This is a genomic window from Sphingobacteriales bacterium (genome assembly GCA_016711285.1).
Classification (GTDB): Bacteria; Bacteroidota; Bacteroidia; order Chitinophagales; family UBA2359; genus JADJTG01.
The window spans coordinates 326,162-351,591 of the sequence record JADJTG010000017.1; the positions used below are offsets into that span (position 1 = coordinate 326,162).

A 25,430-nucleotide genomic window follows, 5' to 3' on the forward strand; every position below is an offset into this window, starting at 1 on the left:
TTCATAAGTATTACTTAAATTTTAAAAAATAATTATCAATTTCAGCTTGCATTTCCAAACCAGCCAATTCAAAGCAATCCAATAAATCTTCAAAAGCACCTTCACCGCCTAAATAGTTCCAAAATTCTTCGGCAACTTTTAACTCTTGGGATAAGTCTAACATTCCTTTTAACGTCCAACGCTGATAAGGTTCGGGGTAATAAGGATTATAAGGAATAGCAACGTAAGAATGAATTTTTGCTGTTGGATTTTGGGCTAAAATAATGGCTACCCATTCTAAAAGTGTTCTTTTAAAATCTTTAAAATTACTGATATTTGGCTTGGCTGTTTTTAGGTCAAATAAATGAATTTCATTGCTTTGTGTTTCCAAATACAAATCCACTTTTACAGTTTTGAGTTTTTGCATTATTCCCTTTTGGCAAACCTTGCGTATTCTCTCCACTTCATTTATTTTGTTGGGCGATGTACCCATAGAAAGTTCATTGATGATTTCTTGAATTTCCCTTTGTGCAAAGTCGCTTATTTCACTCCCCACTACAAATTGTGCTTTTGCTGTTTTGAAATGAGTTGCAGATAAAGCTATTGCTACAGGTTCAAAAATAGAACTCCCAAAAGTGGTATTTAAAGATTGAATAAAAGAAAATAACGCCATTCTGTCTTTTCCCAGTAAAGCGTGATGAAAAGGCATATAATTGCTTTCAGGTTTGTAATTTTTGAACTTGCTTCGTAGACAAGTTTTAATGACTTCTTGTATTTGAAGTTTTTGTGTTTTAGATAGGGGCATTTTTTAGTGATTTATATTTTATATCTATCTCATTTAATGCTGTTGGTGGATAAAATTTACGATAATGTATTTTACCCTTTGCAGTTGATGCAGGGAAAATAAAGTCATTATTAGTGTCTTTACATTCTTTTATTGCATTTATAACTAACTGAATTTCATCAGGAATTTTATGAAAATCAAGTTGTGAAATTTCTGGATTTTGTAAATCTATGTAATTTCTCGTGATTACTGAAAAAATATGATAACGAGCATTATCATAAAGAGATGGCGTGTTTTTATAGATGTTATGCCATAAAATCCCTGCTATTATTGATTTTTTGATAAAAAACTCATCGTTTTTCATACTATGTACAAATTTTTCAAGTATTTCATCTCTATACATTAAACACTCATTCGGTAAACCGTCCCATAAAGAAATATAGGCTTTGGCAAGAGCAAGAGTATCAATGTATTTTACGCTCTGACCTCTAAACTGCCCTTCTCGTCTTTCAAAAAGAACTGTTTCAAAAGGAGTCGTTCTTTCCAAATCAAAAACCTTAAATGCCTTTTCTAATTCAAATATTTTTGGAGCAATAGAAATAAGGTTTTCTTTCGTAACAGCATTCTGATTATTTGAAGAATAAGTGATATTACCCAAAAGTATTTCATCTTTTTGAGTTTCAATAATTCTCATACTAACTTGGCGGTCATTAAAATCGTCTGTATCCTTGCAAACATCTACAATGGCATTACAAGTTTGGCAACCATTTACTATTCTTATATTTTCAAGAACAATTCCCCTTTCACCACGTTTCTCTTGTTTATCAACAATAAAAGTGATGCCATTATTAAGTATAATAAATTGTTCCCCCTGTTCCGTAATTGTTTTAATTATCTCCTTCTTAATTGCAGGGTTTTTAACTTCATCTCTAACATTGTAGCCATATAATTCATACCTTCTACCTTTTTCTTTATCGTAAATTAGTTTCATTAACTCTCCAAAAGATATTGCTCCGAATAAAATATTTCCAACATCAGGAACAGTTATAGCACTCGTTATATTTATATAATTTACAGTTTTAGAAACAATGCTAAGATTTTGCTCTTGCTTTTCATACATTTCATACACTTTTTCAGCACTACAAAAATCAACTAAAATATATTCATCTTTTGGAATCCATAAATAATCTTTCATTGCTTTTTTAAGGGCATCAACACGAACAGTAAAAGTAGAATTATTAAATGTAGCTTTTTCTGTCTGCTTACCTTCAACATAAATACAAGAAAACTTTATATTTATTTTATTGGTTTTTTCTAAGAAATTATTACATAATCCTCGAAGTTCCACAAATTTTCGCCATTCTGTTTGTTGCTTAAATTCAGCATTAAGACAATCTGATAATGTACTAATATCAGTCGGTTCTAATTTTCCTGATTTAGTTTGAATAAGTATTATATTCAAATCTCCATCTGTAAATTTTTCAAATTTTTCTTCTAAATCTTGCGTATCCATTCCAAGATGTAGAATTTCTTTTTTATAGATTAAAAAGCACCCATCTACAGCCATAGTACCATCTTTCCCAAAATTTATATCTTCTAGAAATGAAATATTTAAAAGACTTTCATAGGGATATTCTTCATTTACCTTATAAAATACATCTTTCAAAAAGATATAATTTGCAAATATTTGGTATTTCTCCCAAAATTCACCTTGAATTTGTTTGAAATTTGCAAAGCGTTCTACAACTCCTTTTAATCTTGGGTTTTGCATAATTTTACTTGCTTTTAAAATGAAAAATAATCTCCGAATACGCCCCTTTGTCTTTTTCTGTACGATTTAACACAGGGCGTTTGTATTGATTTACAATTTGCATACCTGCCATTTCTGCAATTTGTGGGTATAAATTGTTTTTGTCGTTTGCTACTAAGAAAATATCATAATCTTCCGCCAAAAACCTTTTGCAGCTATTTAGTACATTGGCTATACCTTTGGCGTAGTCTTGTTGGGCTTGTTTGGTTTGCTTTTTGGACATCGAGCCGATTTCTTGGTCGTCTTTTCTTTCAAATCCAAACAAATCATAAGCATAAGCGTGCTGTTCGTGGTAATCAATCAAGCCTACATACGGCGGACTTGAAAAAATACCCTTGATTTTTTGATTTCGGGCTAATTCATAAAAAGTGGGGTGTTTTTTGGCTAATTCTGCAAAAATATCTATTGTTTCCGAGTTACCATTCAGACAATATTGAAATGTATTAGTTCTTAATTTAGCAGATTCTCCAAATCGTTGTAAAGTGTCTTTACAATATCTTTCCCACCACGAAACCATCGAAAACAAAGGTTTGCAAATTTTACCGTGTTTTGCGCAATAGTAAGTCGTTGTTACAGGTTCTACCAAAGTTGCCAAATCTGCGTGAGTAGTTGCCCTACAACTACGAATAGTACGGCTCAAAATTACGGTAAGCACTTTTTTAGTGTGTGGATTTTGTACTTTTTTGATTTGCTCAAATACAAAGTCAATCTCATTACGAACTGGCTGTAAATACCACTTTGCCAAAAAATTATTTTTCTGCTCTTGCCTAATTTGTAGGCTATATTTAACTACCAATTCATTAAATTTCTCCAAAACAACTTTTTCGTGGGCTTCAGTGTAAGTTTTTTCGTCAATTTCCTTTTTTCTTACCTTAATCTTAAATTCGGGTGAGGGGAAATATTTTTTATCATATTCTGTCAAATACTCTGAAAGTTCTTTTTCAAAAGCAAGATGTGATGAGTTGAGTACAAATTTTTTGAGTGATTTACTTATCTGTTCGGTTTCTTGGAAAAGGTCTGTCAAATCCACCTTTGAAACTTTTACATTCCCTATCAAGGCATTAAAAGCCGAAACGTCTATACCAATAGCGTGAATACCCAATTCGTTAGATTGTACTAAGGTTGTGCCACTCCCGCAAAAAGGGTCAAGTACAATATCTCCTTTTTTGAAAAAAGTTTTTGTTTTAAATTCGTCTGTATGGTCATCTAAAAAATATTCAACTAATTGCGGAATATATTTGCCTTTGTAGGGGTGCAAACGGTGGACGTGCTTAGTTGTTTCGGCTTCTTTCAGGTGTTCAAAACTCAAAGCCCAATTCAAATCATTGCCTAATTTGTCTTTCCAATCCAACTCACGGCTTCCATAATAGCTTTCATAATATTTGATAAGTTCTTGTTTATCAATTAAAACTGTTCCATTGCTTCCTGCTTTTGGTATTCTGCCGTAATTTATCAAATAGGAAATATTAGAAGTTGTTACGTTCTTATTGATATGCCGGCTTGCAAAATCGGCGGCTTCTTTAAGTGTCATTAGCTCCATATTGGTAAAACTTTTGAATATTGGTTGAATTTTTCACAAAACACCTCCAAAGGTATGGGTTTTTATGTTCCTTTGTTTCATATCCATTTGCACATTACAAAATATACAAAGCAGCTATTTCATTATCTTTAACAAAAAAAACAGTGCTTTTATAATTAAAATATAGCATAAATAATTTTGTTTCAGATTTTCAGTTCGCTGCTGTCTTTGGGCAGCAGTACCGAAGGCGGCGGAACCCACACACTACCGGCGGCGGTATTTTTGAGCAATACTGCTCCCGCTCCCGCCAAAGTGCGCTCTCCCAGCACGATGCTGTCGCGGAGGGTTGCATTTACGCCCAAAAAACTATAAGCCCCCACTTGCGTAAATCCCGCTATCACCACTTGCGAAGTCACATACACATGGTCGGCGAGGTGTACATCGTGCCCGATATGGTTTCCACTCCACAAATACACATTGTTGCCGATGCGCACGAAAGGCTGTATGGTATTATCTTCCAGAATAAAACAGTTGTCGCCGGTTTCAAATTGGCTCAGATAGGTGCAGTGTGGACTGATATAAGTCGCCAAACGATAGCCGTATTGCTTCATTTGCTCGTATTTTTGCGCCCGCACCCGATTCATTTGCGCATAGCCGATGGCTACGAAAGCATCGCAGGTGGCGGGCGGAAACTGTGCTGTCGCCGCTTCAATGGTGAGCAGGGGTGCCCCTTCAAAAGTATCGCTGTGGCAAAAGGCAGCATCTACGGCAAAGGCAGCAATGCGATAAGGCGTGTCGCGCTCAAAATAAAATTTTGCCAAACGCGCAATGGCTCCGCCGCCGATAATGAGCAAAGGGCGTGTGGCGGCGGTGGCGGTAGGAGTGGTCATTGTTTTGTAAAAAAAATATAAAAGAATATTTGTTTTTGAATAAAGCAAGTGCTTGAGCAGAATCAATTTTTAGTATTTGTTTTTATACAACATTGATTTTTAATTAGTTCTTGTAGTTATCATTTATAATTAAAAATTAATCATTTGTTTCGTGCTGCACTCAATATTTCCTTTTTGGGGGTTGCTGCATTTTGAGTTCCAATTTTTCCAGCAGCCAAGTGCGCTCGGGTAAAATGGCGGTTTGCACAATTTGCTCTTTAATGGCTTGCAATTTTTTCGTTTCTCCGGCGGCGGTGTTGAACAGGTCGTAGGTGGTATTGATAAAATCGCGCTGCCATTGCACATAATTGGCGGGCAATATGTTTTTGTTGTCGGTGACAAATTTGCGAAAACTGTTGATAAGATTCAAAAACAATTCATCTAAACCGAGTTCGTAATAAATTTTCAGGCGCACACAGCGTTCGTCTATTTTAAAAATGATACTGTTGAAAAACACCGTATTGAGGCGGTCTAAAACGGCATCAAAATTTCCTTTTTTAAAATCCAACCACGCCAAACACAAATTAAAAGCATCTTCTTTGTCGGGGTGTTCGGCAATTTGCGGCTTTGCCGTTTCCAAAAAATTACTCACCCATTCCACTTTATTCAGCATCAAACCCACCAGCACAATATTGCGCAGCACGGTGGGCAGCAGCGGAAACAAGAAATTTTGGGTCAAACCAAACTGATACAACTCAAATACTTTTTCGTAATAAGCCTGCCCGCTCACTACATCGCGCAGCGTATTTACCAAATAAGTGTATAAAATTTTGCTCTCGCGGATTTCCAACAAAGGAGCGTGTTGTTCGAGCAGTTGTTTCAGGTAGTCGTAGCGTTCTAATGTGGGTTCGTTGAGAAGGCAAAGTGCCGAATACCACATATTGATAGCAGGATAACGGCGATATTGTGTGTCATTTTGTAAAAAAGACAATATTTCCTCCATCAGCGTATAAGTGTAGGGCTGCTGCACGCTGCGCTGGCGGTTGCGCATTTGGCACAGTTGTTCCAATTTACTGCACAAATAAAACACATCTAAGGCATACATCGCCGCCTGAAAATTCACATCGCCTTTGCTTTCGTCGTTTTTTTCGCTGTAATAATCCGTTTTTAAAGATTCTTCCAAAAAATCCTCATAAAAAAAATGTTTGTTGCGATAAGGGTGTGCATTTTTTATTTTTGAAAGATTGCGCAGCGCACTTTGAAAATAATTGGACTGATGGTGAGTATCGTAAAAACGCAAGAGTTCTATTTCTTGCAGTTGTGCTTTGTTTTCGGTTTGTATCATAAAAATAAACCGTTCCAGCAGCGCAAATAATTTGCCCGACAACATATTGATGGTTTCGCTTTTATTGTCGCGTGCGCCCTCATTAGGAAACAATGTCGCAAATACTGTATCGCGCTCTAAAGCAGGGTGTTCAAAATCAGGAGCATATTTGAGGATATAATCACAGAACTGTTGCAACACTTTGTTTTTGTTGAAAAAAGGCGAATATACCAAATCGCGCCAGCGTTTGAGTTCGCCGGCAGGCAAAAGCCGCAATACTTTTATCAATTTGGCATCTTTCATAAAAAAGTTTTAAAAAAAATTGCTGCCGACTGTATCAGGTTTTGATATTTTGGCGAAAAAATGTAATGAAACAATCAAAGGTTTTATTATATTTTTGAGTACTAATTTAGGATATGTTTATGTATCAAACAAAATAAGGCTTCTTTTTACGTCATTTTGTCATCATCACAACAGATGTGCCGTAAAAAAAGAAAACAACACTCCGAATGTATTGGGAGTGATATTGTACTTTTAAATAAATTAAACTTGGTAAGATATGAAAAAAATTTCTTTACGCTGCGTTTTTTACAGTTGTTGTTGGATTTGGGCGGCAGCAACTACCCTATTACAAGCACAAACAGCCGCCTATACAATTATTGAAGCGGATACGGCTCTTTATGCAGATACTTGGGTGCTGCCGTCACATTTTTGCCCGCCGCCTACTGTTATCAATTTTGCAAGCATACAGCCCGACAGCATACAGGCTTTCTGGAATCCGGTGGCAGGAGCAACCCAATACACACTCAATATCAGCTCCAATGGTGTGCCTGTCGGTAGTTTTATGCCATCAACACCCGAATTTAATTTTGGAGTACCTCCTGCGTGGCAAGGCGAAGATTTGACGTTTTGTGTGCTTTCGCAATGCCCCAATGTAATAGAATATCCTTCAACCTTTCATTGCGATACCTATTCCAATCCGCTTTGCCCCGACCCCGACAGCCTTTGGACGAGCTACGCCCAAGCCGGCAACGAAGAAATTTTGCAATGGACAGCCGTACCGCAAGCAACAAGCTATACGGTGGAAATCAGTGTGGATAGTGAGCCTCCGAGTACTTTTTCTACCTCTACTGCCGCTTATACTTATCCTTTGCCCACCGTTACCGGCTCTATGGATACCATAGAATATTGTGTAAGTTCTGATTGCGGGGCGGGTGGCACTGCCAGTAAAGCCGCTGGTTCGGGTACTTGCTTAAAAACCATTCATGTATATGGTGTGGCTACCGTAGAACCCATTTATGGTGTTTTAACATTGCCGCCGCCCGATTTATGCTCCAGTCCTTGTACTTATATTAAAGATACCACCCCTGGCAATAACTACGGTCGTGTGTATTCCAGAACAGAAGCCTGCGCCTGCACCGGAAATCCCAACTATTTACAATGTATGGCAAATGCTGCCCGCTATATATTGCACAACTCTGTCAATTGCAGCAGCCCGCCACTTAAAACCGATGCCGGAAATATGAGCGTTTATAAAAATTTACAAATAAGCCCTAATCCTTTTGAGCAAACGGTAACTTTCTCTTTTTATGTAGAAGAAGAACAACAGCAGGTGCAACTGCAAATATTTTCGCCATTGGGTGCTGTGGAGTTTGTCAATGATGCTGTTTTTGGTGCGGGAGCACAGCATTTGGTCTGGAACAGTGCGGAGGTAGCAAGCGGAGTTTATTATTATCGCCTCCAAACAGGAGCAACAATAAGCAAAGGAAAACTGATAAAACGCTAAAAACGCTATTGTGTGTATTATGTCTTTACAAAAGTGCGCTGCCTTTGGGTGGCGCATTTTTTTTATTCCTTATTCCATAAAAAAAATTATCTGTTTGGCGTAATTGCTTGCACGGAAGTATAAAAATGAGTCGCTTATATTTTTCATTTTTTTTGTATTTGTTTTCGGGGTGATGAGTAGGATAATTTTGTGGCAAGAAAACAAACAATTTCATTCAAATCAATTTTAATAATTTTTATTCACCCAAAAAAATTTCAAAGTTATGACACGCACTATCAAGCATCTCGCATTAGCTGCTTCTTTATTGGCAGTTTCTTCTTTTTCTTTACAAGCCCAACAATGGCTCGGTGTTACCACTTCTACAGGTAATATTTACCGCTCCGGCAATGTAGGTATCAATGTAACCAGCCCCGCCGCCAAACTCCACGTCAATGGTACGGTGCGCTTGCAAAATTTAGGTGCGAGTACTACTGCAGCCACTAATATCTTGGTATTAGATGGTACAAATAATGTTCGTGTTCGCAACCTAAGCACTGCCCCACTGCCAGGCGATAATTTAGGCAATCATATCGCCGCTATGCCTTTAAATATGTCGTGTTTTGATATCAACAACATCAATTCGGCTAATTTCTGCGGTGGCGGCAACGTTTTTGGCGATGGCTTAGGCGGTTTGGTTTTAGGCGGTAGCGGCGTAAATGTACCTTCTTTGACTCCCAACACTTTTGTAGGAGTAGATGCCAACGGATATTTAGCTTCTGTAGCTGTGCCTCCGGGTGGTGGCGATAATTTAGGCAATCATATTGCTACCACAGATTTGCAAATGCAATGCAACAATATCCGAAATGTAAATTCGATTAGTTTTTGTGGTTCGCCCACCAGCGCAGTAGGGTTTCCTATTATCAGCACCACACCCGGTTGCCCCGGCGACCTGAATGTCAATGCTACTTTAACCGTTGGCGGTCCTTTCAGTAATTGTATGTGGCCTGGTCCGGCAGCTATTATTCCGGGCAGTGCACCTTGGGTGACAGGTGTTGTAGGCACTGTGTTGTTTGCCAATGGTGATGTGGGCGGCGGTATGTACTTCACTTTCTCCGACAAACGCCTCAAAAAAGACATCGCACCTTTGCAAAATGCTTTGAGCAAAGTAAAAGCCCTCAATCCGGTGAGCTACGAATACGACAATACTTTGTTGAAAGACACTAAATTTTCGGAAGGAAAAACCAATGGTTTCTTAGCACAGGAATTGCTCGAAATAGTACCCGAAGCAGTACGCCAACACGAAAGCGGTACTTTAATGGTGAATTATGATGCAGTAATTCCGGTACTCACCGAAGCCATTCAAGAGCAACAAGTCCTCATTGAAAGCAAAGATGAAGCCATTGTTGAATTAAACAAGCAAGTAAGCAGCGTAAAAGAAGAATTAGAGAATTTAAAAAACCTCTTGCAAGCAATGTGCGAAAATGGCTGCTCGGCTTTTAACAAAACTTCCGGCAACAATAACAACGATTTGCAAGGTGCTGTTCTGGAACAAAATGCCCCCAATCCATTCAACCAAAACACACAAATTCGCTACTTTTTACCCGAAACCGTCAATACTGCCCAACTATTTATTTATGATATGAGTGGCAAACAACTCAAAGCAATGGATATTACTTCGCGCGGCGCAGGCAGCAGTATTATCGAAGCCAATGAGTTTTCTGCCGGATTATATATTTATACCCTCGTTGCAGACGGTATTGAAGTAGCCAGCAAACGCATGGTATTGAGCCGTTAATAAAACAATATGAATTTTGTCTTCAAAACTCAATGCTAAAACAGACCCTAACTGTTATTATACATACACACAAGACCGCTCCTCAATTTTGGGGGCGGCTTTTTTTTATATACTGCTATGTATTTTTACAATAAATCGCGCAATACCAAAGTGCGGGAAATTTTGATATTGCCCTGTCGCAATATTTTGAGATGTATGCGCTTGCCCGCTTTTTTGTGGGTAAAAAAATGATACAATTCGCTGAGTTTCCACTCGGCGGCGGCAGTTCCGTTTATCGACAATAAAATATCCCCTTTTTCAATACCTGCCTGCTCTGCTGCACTGTTTGCCTCCACCCTGCTCACTACCAAAGTGGTGAGTTTGTTGTTGTTTTCCTGCAACAGATGTAAGCCGCTTTTGTTGTATTCAAAGCTTTGTTTAAAATGTCGGTTGGGCTGTAAATAGAGCCGTTGCGCCGTATAGTCAAATGTTACCACAAAACGCCGCAATATTTCGCCACCCACCGAGCCGTTGCGGATACTGTCCACTGCATACAAATGCCGCAGCGACACAGAATCGGGAAAAGCTGTAAGAGGCTGTAATAAAGTGTGCTTATCCATATACAGAGCATCTACCCTACCCAAGTTGCCACTCAAATCGCCACTGAGTCCCGTGCCCAAAAAACACAGGAACTACCTGCTCCGAAGGGGGTATATCTAAAGTATCGCGTGCCACCAATGTAAGTGCCATACTGGAGCCGCTGTCTATAAACAGCAAAGTATTGTCATACCTTCGTTCCTCTTGTTGCACCTTAGCCCGTATATATGGTTTTTTATTGATGATTTCTAAAGGAATGATGCTCGCTGCTCCTTTGCAGGACGATTGCGGCAGCCGTATTTGTAATTGCTTTTTTATATAATCAATACGCACCTGAAAGGGTGCAAATATGTCGTAGCCAATAATACCGTGTATCGGCACACCGACCAAACTTGTAGCATCAAAGGCAAAATCAGGTAGTACAATCATCTCCAAATTGCGCCCTTGCAACGCACCTATATCTAAGGAAACTCCACTGAGAGCCTGTGCTTCGAGTGCTTCATCTTTGCCCAAACCCCTCACCGTAACTGTACGTTGGTAGCGGTATTCAAAAGTATTTTGCAGCGATTGATACAATAAAATCGGCGTAGCTACACCTGTATCTAAAATAAAAGTAAGTGGCAAACCGCTATGGTTGCGCACCGGCAGCAGTATTAAATTATTGACAACTTGTATCGGTATCGTACAAACGCGCCGACCTTGTGGAATGTCAAAGCCTACCACCTGCTGCGTTTCTTTCCTTGTCGTTTGTGCTGCGCTCTCTGATGATGAACACAACAGACAACAAAAACAACACCAAGCAATACAGTAATATCTGAGTATCAAAGTACCTGCGCAAAACAAAATTGTAACAAAAATTTATTTTAAGGTATTGAAAATACGGTGTTTTTTATGAAAAAATACCGCCTGCCAAGTGTGTGGATTTGTTTTCTTTTCAAAAAAAATTACCTACTTATCCGCCAGCTAAAAAAACCAGCGATAGATTTTTCGTACCATATCCAAGCTCAATTTGTTGTAGGGAGCATAGCGCAAAGGCACATCAAGCCACAATTTTTTATCTAAAATACCGCGCCGATTGGAAAATGCCTCAAAGCTGTTTTTGCCGTGATATTTTCCTAATCCGCTGTTGCCCACACCGCCGAAGCCTAAGTTTTTGTTGGAAATATGCACAATAGTGTCGTTGATGCAGCCGCCGCCCGACGAAGTGCGCTCAATGATATTTTCGCACCATTTTTTATCTTTTGAAAAAACATATAACGACAAAGGTTTGGGGCGTTGCCGAATGATGGCAAGTGCTTCTTCGGTATTTTCGTAGGTCAAGACAGGCAAAATAGGACCGAAAATTTCTTCCTGCATCACTGCATCTTTCAACTGCACACCATCTAAAATAGTAGGTGCGATGTAGCGGTCGTTGCGGTCGTGTGTGCCACCGTGCACCACTTTGGAAGCATCTATCAAGCGCAGCAATCGGTCGAAGTGAGCGTGGTTGATGATGCGCACATAATCGCTGCTTTGTTGGGGGTTGCTGCCAAAAAACTGCTCCGTTTCTTTTTTCATTTGTGCAATCAAAGCATCTTTTACAGAACGATGCACCAATACATAATCGGGTGCAATACAGGTTTGTCCGGCATTTAAAAACTTTCCCCACACAATACGGCGGGCGGTGTGTGTCAGATGTATATCTTTGTCCACCACACAAGGGCTTTTGCCGCCGAGTTCCAGCACTGCGGGTGTGAGATTTTTGGCGGCGGCTTCATATACAATTTTGCCTACGCGCGTGCTGCCCGTAAAAAAGACAAATTCAAAAGGCTGCGCCAGCAATTGTTGAGCAACGGCGGCATCGCCCTGAAATACCGCCACTTGTTCGGCAGGAAAATAAGCCTCTAACATTTCCTGCATTACCGCCGAAGTATGCACCGTGAGTTCGGAGGGTTTGATAACGGCAGTGTTTCCGGCGGCTAACGCACCTGCCAATGGCGAAATACTCAACAAAAACGGATAATTCCAAGGGGCAATGATGAGGGTTTTGCCGAAAGGTTCGTAATATATGCGGCTCGATGCCGGAAAATGAAATAAAGAAGTGCCTACGCTGTGGGGTTTTGCCCAACGCGGAACATGGCTGATAAAACCATCTATTTCGGAGAGTGTGACACCGATTTCTGTTCCGAAACTTTCAAAATTGCTTTTGTGCAGGTCGGCGTGGAGCGCATCGAAGAGTTTCGGCTCATATTGTTGTATAGCTTGGCGCAGGCGGCGGAGTTGCTGTACCCGAAAATTTGCGTCTTTTGTAACACCCGAAGCAAAAAAACGGTTTTGTTGTGCTATCACATCTGCTATTTGATTGGATACCGTGCTTTCTTTTGGGATAAAAGAGGCTGAAGCGACAGGATTTTCTAAAATATGAGCCATAATTTTTTTATGGTTATAAAAATGATGAACAGAATTTTTTTGAATACAAAATCAGCAATGCCGAGCAATGCTGCGTATCATCTTTAACAGAAAGAAAAAAAGCAGTGATAAAATTACAAGCATTTTATCACTGCCGGAAATTATTTTTTTATGAAATAAAACAAATGATTAGATCAAAAGTTTATCGCACTAAGGTTACGTTTCCTTTGATGAGTTCTTCTTTGCCGTTGTTGTCTTTATACCTGCACCACCATACATATACATCTAATTCGGCAGCTTCGCCGTTGGGCAATAAGCCGTTCCAGCCCTGATGATTGATTTCTTTGGTTTCATACATCTTTTCGCCCCACCGACTGAATACCATCAGTTCTAATGCTGTTACTTCCCGCGAAATTGCTTTGAAAAAGTCGTTAATACCATCGCCGTTTGGTGAAAATCCGGTAGGAACGGCAACAAAAGGTTTCACAAAAACGTCAATCGTAACCGTAGTAGTAGCCGTACAGCCGTATTCGTCTTCTACGGTTACTTGATATGTAACCGAGTCAATAGGAGTAGCAGTAGGATTTTGGCAGTTTTCGCAGGAAAGATTGCCATTTTCACCCAATACTATCCATTCAAAATCTAAGCTGCCATTGAGTGCAGAAGTTCCATTGGTAACGAGTTCAATAGATTCTCCCAAATCAATTTCGGTGCTGCCAATGGTGCTGATGGTAACTTCCGAAACTGCCACCACCTGCGAAGTGGCATCATTACAATTGCTGCTGGCAACGGTGAGCGATATGTTTTTGTTGCCCGGTGTGTTCCAAAAAACTTCGTGAGGACCAATACCGTTGGCGGTAGCAGGCTGTGCGCCATCGCCGAAATCCCACAATATATCATCACCATTATTGGCAAGCCCCGTAAAGCTGAAGTTCACCAAATCGCCCAAACATACCACCGAACTGTCTAATTCAAAGTCGGCTATGGGTTGTTCATATACTACTGTTGTTGCTTGCGTTTCATACACACAAGTATCCTGATCATAATACACCTCATACACTAAATTGATGTCTATATTTCCGGCTCCTGCTATTGTAGGGTCAAATGTAAGTCCGCTGATGCCCGCTCCGCTCAATACAGCACCCGTAGGCGTAACAGTTAAATTTACGGCAGCATCACCTACACAATAAGAATCTGCTAAACCACTGATAGCCACTGCAACCGGCGGACAACCTGCCGTAGTACAATCATTGTCGGCAAAGGCACTGGATCCGCAACCGGCTTCGCCTACGGTGGCTACATATAAGGTAACAGTTTGGTTGGGCGATAAATCTTCTATAGTATAAGTGAGTGTTGCAGCACTTAGCAATAAGGTATCGTTCAATCCTTCGTAAGTAACCAAATAACCATTTGCTCCGCCTACCGCCGTCCAGTTGAAAGTAAGGCTTTCATAATCGGCGGTTCCGCAACTGATAACAGGCGGTGGAATATTGCCCGGAACTAAGGCTTGCTCAGTGATGGTGCAATTATTGGCATCTGTAACCGCCACTGTATAAGTGCCGGGTAAAAGACCGGTCGGGTCTTGAACGGTAGAAACTACTTGTAATAAGCTGTTTGTCCACTCGTATTGATAAGGAGATACGCCGCCGCTTACGCTGATGCTCGCTGTGCCCGTACCTGTTCCACAATCCGAAACGGTGGTGCCGTCCACTGTAATTTGTGGTGATGCTTCATCTATTACATCAAATGAAATGTTATCGCTACAATCATTGGCATCGGTAACAGTAAGTGCATAAGTGCCGGGACCTACATTTATCAAATTAACCGAGTTGCCTACTATTGTTGTTCCTTCGCGCCATACATAGGTCAAAGGTGCAGTACCACCCGAAGCCGAAACGCCTGTTACACTTCCATTATTTTCGCCGCAGGTGGGAGGTGTCACGGTGCCGCCACTTAATTGAGGTGCAGCTTGGTCGGTGATGGTAAATGATTTGGTTGCTACACAACCCGTAGCATCTTCTACCGTAAGTGTGTAGTTTCCTGCCGCCACTCCGTTTAATTGCTGATTGGTGGAAACCGTAGCTCCGCCCGCATCTGTCCATGTAAAACTCAAATTGCCGTTGCCACCCGAAGCTGAAACGCCTGTAATGCTGCCATTATCCTGAGAACAAGTAGTAGATGTAGGAGTGCCGCCACTGATAATCGGTGCCGAAGCATCAGAAACGGTATAAGTTTCGGTATCGGTGCAGTCGTTGGCATCGGTGACGGTGAGTGTATAGCTACCCGCAGGAACATTCGGCAAATTATTCTGATTGCCGCCTATTGCTGCTCCTTGTGCATTGATCCAGCTATAAGTGTAAGGCGTTTGACCTCCGCTTACATTTACTGTACTAACAGCACCATCTGACTGACCGCAACTCGAAGGAGTAGTGCCGCCGCCACTGATTTGCGGAGCCGGACTGTCAGTTATCGTAAATGTTAAAGTAGTATCGCAATCATTACCATCGGTCATGGTCAATTCATATTCTCCGGCAGCTACATTATTTAAATTGATGCTTGTGCTGATTACATTGTTGGGAGTATTGGTATTTACCCATTCATAAGTAAGCGGTGTCACTCCATTAGAAACAATACCTGTAATGCTTCCATTATTATCGCTGCACGTTTCATTTACCACAGTACCGCCACTCAAAGAAGGTGGATTGGCGGCAGTAACCGTAAAATCTATACTAAATGTACAATCATTATCATCAGTTACTGTTAAAGTGTAATTTCCTGCGCCTACATCTTGCAAATCAATATCATTTTCGCCCGCTATTAACACACCGTTTCTTTCCCATTGATAGCTGAAAGGTGCTGTGCCGCCGGATAAAACAATACCGCTGATGCTGCCGTTGTCGGCACAGAAACTAGAAGCCTGAGCAATACCGCCGCTTAAAACAGGACCCGGTGCGTCGGGAACGTCTACATTGATGCTGGCTGCACAGTCGTTGGCTCCGGTGACAGTAAGCGTATAAGTTCCTGCCGCCAAAGCAGCTATATCTGCTTGGTTGCCATTGATAACAGGTGTACCATTCAGTGTCCATTGATAGGAATAAGGCGGTGTGCCGCCACTTACACTCACACCTGCAATAGAGCCGTTATTACCGGAACAGGTTGTGCCGATTACAGTAGTAGGAGGATTAACAGTTGGTGCGCCAATATCAATAATATTAAAAAATAAAGTATCGCGGCAGCCATTGTTATCAGTAGCATATAAGGTATAAGCACCGGCAGGCACATTAGACAATGAATTGCCATTGCCCGCTACTGCATCACCTGCTGCATCTTCCCAAGAATAAGTAATAGGCGGTGTGCCGCCGCTTACACTTACGCCATTTATACTTCCATCTGCATTGCCGCAACTTGAATTATTGGCAACACCGCCGCTTAATACAGGCGAGGGTTCATTTTGTAAAGTAAAGGTTTGGCTTTCTTCGCATTGATTTTCATCGGTGATGATGAGGGTATAAGTATCTGGTGCTACATTTTGCAAGCTAATACTTGTGCCGCTACCCGAACCAACTACGCCGCCACTGCTGTTTTGCCATACATAATCAATAGTGCCTTGTCCGGTAGCAACAATGTTGATAATACTTCCGTTGGCTTCGCCACAAGTAGCATTATTTACTGTTCCGCCGCTGAGGGTTGGCAAAGGCAGTGTTCCTACTGTAATGGTGATGTTGTCGGTACAGCCGTTTTCGTCAGTAACGGTAAGTGTGTAGTCGTCCGGACTGACATTGGCTAAATTAATGCTGTTTCCTACAACAGAACCGGAGGCATTTGTCCAAGAGAAGGTGAGTGTACCTGTGCCGCCATTGCTTTGTACATTGTTAATGGCTCCGTTGGCTTCGGCACATACGGCGGGAGTAGCTTCGCCGCCACTCAGTGTGGGTCCGGCTTCATTATTGATTGTAAAAGACAAAGTAGCCTGACAATCAGAGGCATCTGTGACCGTAAAAGTATAATTTCCTGCCAATACATTGGTCAAATTCAAAGTTGTACTTACTTCTGTACCGCCTGCATTTGTCCAGCTATAAGAATAAGGTGTTGTGCCGCCCGATACATTGATACCATTGATACCACCATTTGCATCGCCGCAGGCACTGTCATCAACTGTACCGCCGGTAGCATCAACTTGCGGGGCGTGTTCTACTTCAAAAGGGGGGCTTGTTACAACACAATCTGCATCATCTGTTATTGTCAATGTATAAGTACCTTGTGGTACGCCGCTTAAATCTATATCGTTGCTGCCTACAATAGTTCCACCTGCATTTGTCCAGCTATATGAATATGGTGTAGCTCCGCCGGATACAGTAATTCCATCGACACCACCATCATTTCCGGCACAGGTTTCTGCAAAAGGTGTGCCGCCACTCAAAGTCGGTGCAGGTAAATCATCTATTGTAAAAGATAAGGTAGCTTCACAATCATTTTCATCAGTAACTGTAACTGTGTATGTTCCTGCTGCAACATTGTTGAGGTTGGCAGTATTACCCACCGTATTGTTTGCTGCATCAGTCCATACATAATCTGCATCAGTTACACCATTTGCCAAAGTCAGTTGTATGCCTGTAATGCTGCCGTCACTTTGTCCGCAATGTGCATTTTGTACAGTGCCGCCACTTAAAGCGGGGTTTCCAAAAGCGGGAATAGTGAAATCCTGTGTTACTTCGCAGTTGTTGGCATCTGTTACAACAAGTGTATAATCGCCGCCTGTGGCATTGCTCAAAGTAGCAGTAGTAGCTCCGCTTACGGGTGTGCCGTTATTGAGCCATTGAATAGTGAGTGGTTCCGTACCGCCGATAATGGTAATGCCATTGACTGCTCCATTGGGCAAGTTACAAGTAGATGGAACCAAACTTCCACCATTGATGATGGGAGCTGGTTCGTCGGCAACATCAAAATTGAGTGTGGCTGTACAGTTGGCAGCATCGGTGACTGTAAAAGTATATGTGCCTTCGCCCACATTACTTAAATTAATATTGGACGTACTATTTGACCATTCGTAAGTATAAGGGGAAGTTCCGCCGCTTACATTAATTCCACTAATACCGCCATTGGCATCGCCACAAGCGGCATTATTTACTGTTCCTCCTGTGGCTACTATATCGGGTGTATGGCTCACGGTGAAAGGTCCTATTTCATCTTCACAATTGGCATTATCTACAACAGTAAGTGTATAAGAACCTTCGGTAACATTGTATAAATCAATGCTATCCGTACCTACTGTCGTTCCGTTGGCATCAGTCCAGGTATAAGTATAAGGTGTCGCTCCGCCTGCAATAGAAATTCCCACCACTGCTCCGTCATTTTCCGAGCAGGTTTCGGGTTCGGTGCCGCCGCCACTCAAGGTAGGTCCCGGCAAATCATCAACTACAAAAGGAGGTAAAGAAACTTCACAATCATTTTCATCAATTACTATAAAAGTATAAGTACCCGCCGGAACGTTGGAAAGGTCTGTAGTAAGAGCTATTTCGTTACCGTTGCTGTCTTGCCAACTGTAAACAGCATTGGTGACACCTGTTGCTAAAGTAACACTAATACCCGAAATACTGCCGTTGCTTTGTCCGCAATAGGCATTTTGTACGATGCCGCCGTTCAATATAGGGCTAGCAAAGGCATCAATAGTGAGCGACAAAGAATCATCGCAACCGTTGGCATCGGTGGCTACCAAAGTATAAGTACCGCCTGCTACATTATTTAAATCAATACTTGCAGCACCGTTTATGGTAGTACCTGCACCGTTGAGCCATTCGTAGGAGATATTGCCGGTGCCGCCTGATATAACAATATCTGTAATGCTGCCGTTGTTGAGGTTACAAGTGGCTGCCGTTGCAGTACCGCCGCTTAATACAGGCGAAGGTTGGTCGGGAATATCGTAAGTGGCAGTATCCACACAGCCACCCGCATTGTGAAGATACAAAGTATAAGTTCCCGCATTTACATCTGTTAAATTATCGGTGGTAGCTACTGTATCTCCGGCTGCCGACACCCAGTAATATTCCAAACTGTTAGTGCCCACACCGGAATAGGTAACATTGGTAACAGCACCATTGGCGGCATCACAGGTTTCGGGCGTAATGTCGGCATCGGTAATGGCAAAAGTACCAATTACGAAGTTGCCGTTGTTGATGGTAGGCGTACAACCCAAAGCATCACTCAAGCCGGGTAAAGGGGTGGTGTTGATTACGAAAGTACCCGGAATATTGTTATTCAGAGATTGTGCCGAAATATTCAGCAAATACACGCCATTGGCATCTAATTGCGCTGCTGTGATATTTTGTATAAGCGGTACATCATTATTCAAACCATCAAATTTAGCGGTCAGAAAAAAGGGTGGTGTACCTGTGAAAGTGATAGGCACTTGTACGGCAGTACCTGTATAGCAAATGGTGCTGTCGGGAAATGTTACGGTTAAAGGGGGAGCTGTTTCTACCACCGCTTCATTGAAGCCTACTCCCGTACAGTTTATATCAGAAACGATTTCTATTATATAAGTTCCAGCGGTACAGGCTTGTAAATTATACAATACCGTATCTCCTGTGCCGGCTTGTGTTTGGCTTTGTGTAATATTGAGAGCCGCCTGATTCGTGCCGTCAATAGAATAGGTCAGTGACCAAGGAGCTTGTCCGGTGAGTTTGATAGGGATATTGGTACAATCTACACCACCGGGGCAAATCTGATAGGTTTTACCATCTAAAGTAGCTGTGGGAGATTCTACAAAATTTAATTGTATTTCATCAACGGTAGTATAACAAAAATTGGGTGTGGTATAAGCATAAGATACCATATATGGCGGATTTCCCGTAAATCCTGTTACTTCTCCATTATCACCGATAAATACATTGGCAGTAGGTGTACTCCAATAGCCGCTGCCGGGGGCATTTGCCAATATATCACCATTAATATAGGCATCTAATACAATAGTATCGCCAATACAAATATCTCCGGGGTCTATAATTTCTACCTGCGGCTCACTCTCCATTTGTATAGTCAAGAGGGCGGTTACTTCGGCTCCGCATTCGTCGGATACCTCATATATAATAGTATATGTATATGGCTGACCGCCGGTAGGAAATTGAGGTGCTTCGGCAAAAGCAGTATCTACATTAAAAATTCCGTTTCTGTTATCTACAATACCCGGACCACTCCACACACCATTCGCCACATTGGATATTAAAAATATTTCTTCTACATAGCCGTCAGAACCCGGCGGACACAAAATACCCGGGTCTTCAATGACGGGCTGTTCGGGCAAGCCGCCCACTGTAACGAGTACATTTTCTGTTACCGTATTTCCGCAGGCATCTTCAACCTGTACTTGATAATACAGTGTTTGCCCGGGTGCACCCGGAAATACCACATTGCTGGCATTAACGCAGTTGGTAAAACCCGCATTGCATTGTTTCCATTGAATAATATAATTTTCGCCTTGTGGCAAATAACCGCCCGAAGGGCTGGCGATAAGCAACTGAGGTTGTCCACCCGGACACAATTCGGTATCATTTACCAAAACTGCCAAATTATTTTCCAGAATTTTCAACTCCAAAGGAGGCGGATTTGCTCCGCAAGGGCAAGTATTGTTGGTAATTTCCAAAGTAAATGTTTCTTCACCTTCCAAAATACCGTCATCAGCAACAGGTACTTCCAGCTCTATACACTCAATACCTGCCGGAATGGGCACCGTAAAAGTATTGCCGGGTGGCAGTCCCGTATAATCTACACCATTGGTAGCAGTGCCTCCAAGAATCACTTCAATTTCAGCAGGTTCGCTGATGGGGTTTATTTCTATATCTTTACAAAAAGTGAATACAATATTTTGGCAGCCTTCAAAAGCATTTGTCAACTCCTCGCCAGCAATGGTAGCAGCTACCGTAGATGCACTGCCCGTAGAAAAACTTTTTCCTTCCAAAAATACCGCCGAATCAAAAATACCGTCACCTACATCGGCAACGGCAATGGTAATCGTATATTCTTCGCAGCTGTCCACAGCCGCAAAAATAGATGCCGACACATAACCGTCGTATTCCATAAAAGAGCCGCCAACGTTGTTGGTATAAATAACAGGGTCGCCGCAGCCTTGGTCGTTGAAATTATTAATGGTGATAGGTATGCCGTTGTATAAGGCGATATTGGTATTGTTATAATTTCCGCCACCCGGATTGGGTCCTGTCAGAAAAAAACCGAATACATCATTAAATACCGAACAATCATAATCGCCGCCATATTCTTCGGAAGCAAAAACGAAATTAAACTCCACAAAATCTTCTACCGGTGTAAAGGTGAATTGCAAGTACGACCCTTCGGTAGTATTGCCCGGCAAAGCCGAATAAGCTCCGCAGCCACCCGTGCCCGATGTACCCTGGCTGTCGTTGGGACCGGCAGCATTTGCCAAGCGACCACTTGCCAGCATAATACCCACACCGCCATTTCCTCCCAAACCAATACCGCCACCATTAGAAAAAGTGCCAATAAATCCGCAACCTTGTACATCGTTTACTTGCAAGCAATTGCCGGAGATAAACACATCTTGCACCAAACCTTCAAAATCATTACTCGGTGAAGTGCCGATACCTTGTGCCAATAATAAATCACCGGAAAACAGAAGTAAAAGGAAAGATAGAATAGAACGTAACATAATCAAACAAATGATGGAGTAAAGGAAAAAACAACAAGAAATAATGTATTATGATATATGTAATTTCATATAAAACAAGGTAGAGGTTTGAATCAAAATTTACAAATTAACAAACAAATGTATAAAAAACAACTTGATTATCAACAAAAAAGGATATATGAAATAACAAAACTGTCAAAATTAAAACATTTTCCAACAATCATCAAACAGCATTTTTTTATAAAATCAATCATTACAAAACTAAGATACGATAAAATCCTATTTCGTTGTCAGTATTTTTTAAATATAATTAATTTATTTTAGCGAAATTTCGCTATTAGCGAAATTTTTTTATATAAAAATATACGCTAAATTTGCCCTTATATTTTGTTAACGTATTCAATATAAACAGATACAATGAGCAACGAAACCACTCATCTTGTTTTGAAAGGTGGCGAATTTTTGATAAAAACGACTGCCGCCGCCGAATTATTTACGCCAGAAGATTTAAACGAAGAGCAACGCCTTTTTGGTGATGCCACTTACGATTTTATCAACGCGCGTATTGCACCCAACATAGAAAAAATAGATAAAATGGAACCCGGCTTAATGGAGCAACTCCTCAATGAAGCCGGCGAACTTGGTATTTTAGGTGCGGGCTTGCCCGAAGAATACGGCGGAGCAGGTGCAGATTTGCTCACCGAAACCCTCATCTCCGAAAAACTCGGTCACAGCCATTCCTTTGGTGTTGCCGTAGCTGCACACACCGGTATCGGCACTTTGCCTATTTTTTATTTCGGCACCGATGCCCAAAAAGAAAAATATCTGCCCAAAATGGCAAGCGGCGAAATTAAAGCCGCCTATTGCCTCACCGAACCCGACTCCGGCTCTGATGCCCTCGCCGCCAAAACCAAAGCTATATTGAGTGCCGATGGTAAAAATTATATCATCAACGGGCAAAAAATGTGGATTACCAACTCCGGTTTTGCCGACTTGTTTATCGTATTTGCACAAGTAGATGGTACTCAATTCACCGGCTTTGTTGTTGAAGCCGACCGCAAAGGTATTACTTTGGGTGCAGAAGAGCAAAAAATGGGTATCAAAGGTTCTTCTACCCGACAAGTATTCTTTGAAAATGTAGAAGTTCCTGTTGAAAATGTATTGGGCGAAATCGGCAAAGGACATAAAATTGCTTTCAACGTACTCAACATCGGTCGTTTCAAATTGTGCGCTATGGTAATGGGCGGCAGCAAAGCAAGTTGTGCCAAAGCCGTACAATATGCCAATGAAAGACAACAATTCAAACAACCCATTGCCAATTTCGGTGCTATCCAGCACAAACTCGCCGAACAAGCCATTCGCATTTTTGCTTGTGAATCAGCCACTTATCGCGTGGCAGATTTGATGAAAGAAAAAGTAGATGAACTTTTGGCAAGCGGTGTAGATAAAGCACAGGCTAAATTACAGGCAGCCGAAGAATACGCCATCGAGTGCGCCGCCCTCAAAGTGTTGGGTTCTGAAACCTTGGATTATGTGGTAGATGAAACCGTACAAATATACGGCGGTATGGGTTTCAGCGAAGAAGCTCCCGCTGCCCGCGCCTACCGCGACAGCCGCATTAATCGTATCTTTGAAGGCACCAACGAAATCAACCGTTTGCTGGCAGTAGATATGTTGTTGCGCCGCGCTATGAAAGGCGAGTTGGATTTGATTGGACCCGCCATGAAAGTACAACAAGAACTGATGGCAGTACCCGACTTCGGCGGCAGTGGCAGTGGTTCATTGTTTGATGAAGAGAAAAAAGCCATCGCCAACGGCAAAAAAGCTGTATTGATGATTGCAGGGGCTGCCGTACAGAAATTTATGCAAAAACTCTCCACACAACAGGAAATTCTGATGTGTATCGCAGATATGGCAATAGAACTATTTGCAGCAGAATCTACTTTGTTGCGCGTTGAAAAAATGGTAGCTGCACGCGGCGAAGCAGCCTGCGCTGCACATATTGCCATCGCACAAACTTATATTTCGGATATGTCAGACCGTATGTTTATCTATGGAAAAACGGCGTTGGCTGCCTTTGCCGAAGGCGATATGATGCGCATGATGCAATTAGGATTAAAACGTTTTACCAAATATCCAACCTACAATACTATCGGCGCACGCCGTATTATTGCTCAGGAACTCATACAAGCAAACAACTACTGTTTTTAATAATGTCATTTTTTATAAAAAACTAATAATCAATAATTTATTGATATTTTTTAAAATAAAAGTTTAAATATTTTTTTCATAAAAAATACTTAATTGTTGAATTTAAAAGGCTGCAATACTTTTATAGTGTTGCAGCTTTTTTCATTTTTCCTGATATATAAGCATTATATCCGCCAAGCATTTTAAGCGGCGGCGGTGCTTTGTATATGAAAATATACTTTATAGTGCATTTTACAATCATTCTGTTTTACCTTTGCTTTCCTATTGTATTTGGCTTTTTAAAAAATTATAATGGCAGTATCTGATAAAAATATGCCTATGGTGGTAGCGATTCTGGGAGCAACAGCCACCGGAAAAACGGCGACGGCTATTCAGGTGGCGCAGCATTTCGGCACCGAAATCGTTTCGTGTGATGCACGCCAGTTTTATCGCGAAATGAGCATCGGTACTGCAAAGCCCTCCGCCGAAGAATTAGCCGCCGTTCCTCATCATTTCATCAACTGTCTGTCGGTGCGCGACACCTATACCGCCGGCACTTACGAACACGAAGCATTGGCTTGCATAGCTGCTTTGCACCGCCGCCGACCTATTGTGATACTCTGCGGCGGCTCTGGGCTTTTTGCGCGGGCAGTGCTACACGGCTTTGATGCCACGCCCGACACTGACCCCGCCATTCGCCGACAATTAGAAACACAACTGCAAAATGAAGGACTGCAATCGCTGTGCCAACAACTCGCCTCTCTCGACCCTCACTACAACAGCTACGAACTCCAAAATCCACACCGCGTGATGCGTGCTTTGGGAGTAATACTCACCAGTGGCAAAAGCCTACGCGAATTTCATACTCAGTTTGCCGCACCGCCGCGCCCCTTTCGCAGCCTTAAAATAGTTTTGGAATTGCCACGCCCTTCGCTCTATGAGCGCATTGATAAGCGAGTGCTGAACATGATGCAAAACGGACTGCTCAAAGAAGCAGAAAATCTTTTGCCCTTTCGCCATTACAATGCCCTGCAAACTGTGGGTTATCAGGAATTATTTGATTATTTTGACAGAAAAACAAATTTGGAAAAAGCGGTTCAACTCATACAACAACATAGCCGCAACTATGCAAAAAGGCAAGTGACTTGGTTTAAAAAAGAAAGTGAAGCTGTTTTTTTTGCTCCCGACAATATCCCTGCCCTTATTCAACACATTGAAAATCATCTTTTTATTCAATGAAACATATCGGACTGATTTCGGATACGCACGGTTTTTTGGACGAGCGCGTTTTTAAACATTTTGAAACCTGTGATGAAGTGTGGCATGCGGGCGATTTCGGTACGATGGAAGTACTCGAACAACTGCGCAATTTTAAACCTTTGCGCGGCGTATATGGCAATATTGACGGTGCTGCGCTGCGCCGCGAGTTGCCTTTAGATACACAGTTTATTTGCGAAAATGTGCGTGTGTGGATAACACATATCGGCGGCTATCCCAAACGCTACGACAAAAGGGTGCGCGAGTTGTTGTTACAACAGCCCGAAACACCACAACTTTTTATTTGCGGACATTCTCATATCCTCAAAGTAATGTACGATGCACAGTACCAAATGCTTACGATGAATCCGGGGGCTTTTGGCAAGGAAGGCTGGCACAAAGTGCGCACTTTGCTGCGATTTACGATAGACGGTAACCGCATCGGCGATTTAAAAATTATAGAAGCACCACGCCACATATAAAGTATTTTTTTGTAGAAACCGATATTTTATTTT

14 protein-coding genes are annotated in these 25,430 nt (G+C 41.7%); 5 read left to right on the top strand and 9 right to left on the bottom strand.

What is annotated here, in order from left to right:
* Positions 1-10: 10 nt before the first annotated feature.
* From IPL35_17375 to IPL35_17395, 5 genes are all read right to left on the bottom strand, one after another.
* Positions 11-784, bottom strand: coding sequence for a TdeIII family type II restriction endonuclease (locus tag IPL35_17375; GenBank protein MBK8445057.1), 774 nt, complete (start codon positions 782-784; stop codon positions 11-13).
* Complete coding sequence (locus IPL35_17380; protein MBK8445058.1) at positions 771-2,534, bottom strand: AIPR family protein; 1,764 nt, start codon at positions 2,532-2,534, stop codon at positions 771-773. Before IPL35_17380 ends, IPL35_17375 begins: the two co-directional genes overlap by 14 nt.
* 4 nt (positions 2,535-2,538) lie before the next feature.
* Positions 2,539-4,113: a helix-turn-helix domain-containing protein gene (locus IPL35_17385; protein MBK8445059.1), complete on the bottom strand. Its 1,575-nt coding sequence runs from the start codon at positions 4,111-4,113 to the stop codon at positions 2,539-2,541.
* A 182-nt stretch (positions 4,114-4,295) separates the two neighbouring features.
* Positions 4,296-4,982, bottom strand: a complete 687-nt coding sequence (locus IPL35_17390) for an acetyltransferase (protein MBK8445060.1) — start codon at positions 4,980-4,982, stop codon at positions 4,296-4,298.
* A 160-nt stretch (positions 4,983-5,142) separates the two neighbouring features.
* Positions 5,143-6,588, bottom strand: a complete 1,446-nt coding sequence (locus IPL35_17395) for a hypothetical protein (protein ID MBK8445061.1) — start codon at positions 6,586-6,588, stop codon at positions 5,143-5,145.
* A 256-nt stretch (positions 6,589-6,844) separates the two neighbouring features.
* Between IPL35_17395 and IPL35_17400 the strand changes: the two genes are divergently transcribed.
* Positions 6,845-8,071, top strand: a complete 1,227-nt coding sequence (locus tag IPL35_17400) for a T9SS type A sorting domain-containing protein (GenBank protein MBK8445062.1) — start codon at positions 6,845-6,847, stop codon at positions 8,069-8,071.
* Between the two features lie 262 nt (positions 8,072-8,333).
* Positions 8,334-9,845 (top strand): tail fiber domain-containing protein, encoded by a 1,512-nt coding sequence (locus IPL35_17405; protein ID MBK8445063.1) that lies wholly within the window; start codon positions 8,334-8,336, stop codon positions 9,843-9,845.
* A 125-nt stretch (positions 9,846-9,970) separates the two neighbouring features.
* Here IPL35_17405 and IPL35_17410 read toward each other — a convergent pair whose 3' ends face one another.
* From IPL35_17410 to IPL35_17425, 4 genes are all read right to left on the bottom strand, one after another.
* Positions 9,971-10,504 carry a PDZ domain-containing protein gene (locus tag IPL35_17410; GenBank protein MBK8445064.1) on the bottom strand — a complete coding sequence of 178 codons (534 nt, stop codon included), beginning with the start codon at positions 10,502-10,504 and terminating at the stop codon, positions 9,971-9,973.
* Positions 10,461-11,144 (bottom strand): retropepsin-like domain-containing protein, encoded by a 684-nt coding sequence (locus IPL35_17415; GenBank protein ID MBK8445065.1) that lies wholly within the window; start codon positions 11,142-11,144, stop codon positions 10,461-10,463. The genes IPL35_17410 and IPL35_17415 overlap by 44 nt, the downstream gene beginning before the upstream one ends.
* Positions 11,145-11,384: 240 nt before the next feature.
* Entirely contained in the window at positions 11,385-12,830 is a 1,446-nt protein-coding gene (locus tag IPL35_17420; protein ID MBK8445066.1) for an aldehyde dehydrogenase, read from the bottom strand.
* A 181-nt stretch (positions 12,831-13,011) separates the two neighbouring features.
* Positions 13,012-21,489: a choice-of-anchor L domain-containing protein gene (locus IPL35_17425; protein MBK8445067.1), complete on the bottom strand. Its 8,478-nt coding sequence runs from the start codon at positions 21,487-21,489 to the stop codon at positions 13,012-13,014.
* A gap of 396 nt (positions 21,490-21,885) precedes the next feature.
* Here IPL35_17425 and IPL35_17430 point away from each other — a divergent pair, with 396 nt between their 5' ends.
* The 3 genes from IPL35_17430 (at position 21,886) to IPL35_17440 (ending at position 25,397) form a co-directional block, all read left to right on the top strand.
* Positions 21,886-23,679 carry an acyl-CoA dehydrogenase family protein gene (locus tag IPL35_17430; GenBank protein MBK8445068.1) on the top strand — a complete coding sequence of 598 codons (1,794 nt, stop codon included), beginning with the start codon at positions 21,886-21,888 and terminating at the stop codon, positions 23,677-23,679.
* 291 nt (positions 23,680-23,970) lie between these two features.
* Positions 23,971-24,897, top strand: a complete 927-nt coding sequence (miaA, locus tag IPL35_17435) for a tRNA (adenosine(37)-N6)-dimethylallyltransferase MiaA (GenBank protein ID MBK8445069.1) — start codon at positions 23,971-23,973, stop codon at positions 24,895-24,897.
* Entirely contained in the window at positions 24,894-25,397 is a 504-nt protein-coding gene (locus IPL35_17440; protein ID MBK8445070.1) for a metallophosphoesterase family protein, read from the top strand. Before miaA ends, IPL35_17440 begins: the two co-directional genes overlap by 4 nt.
* Positions 25,398-25,430: the final 33 nt, after the last annotated feature.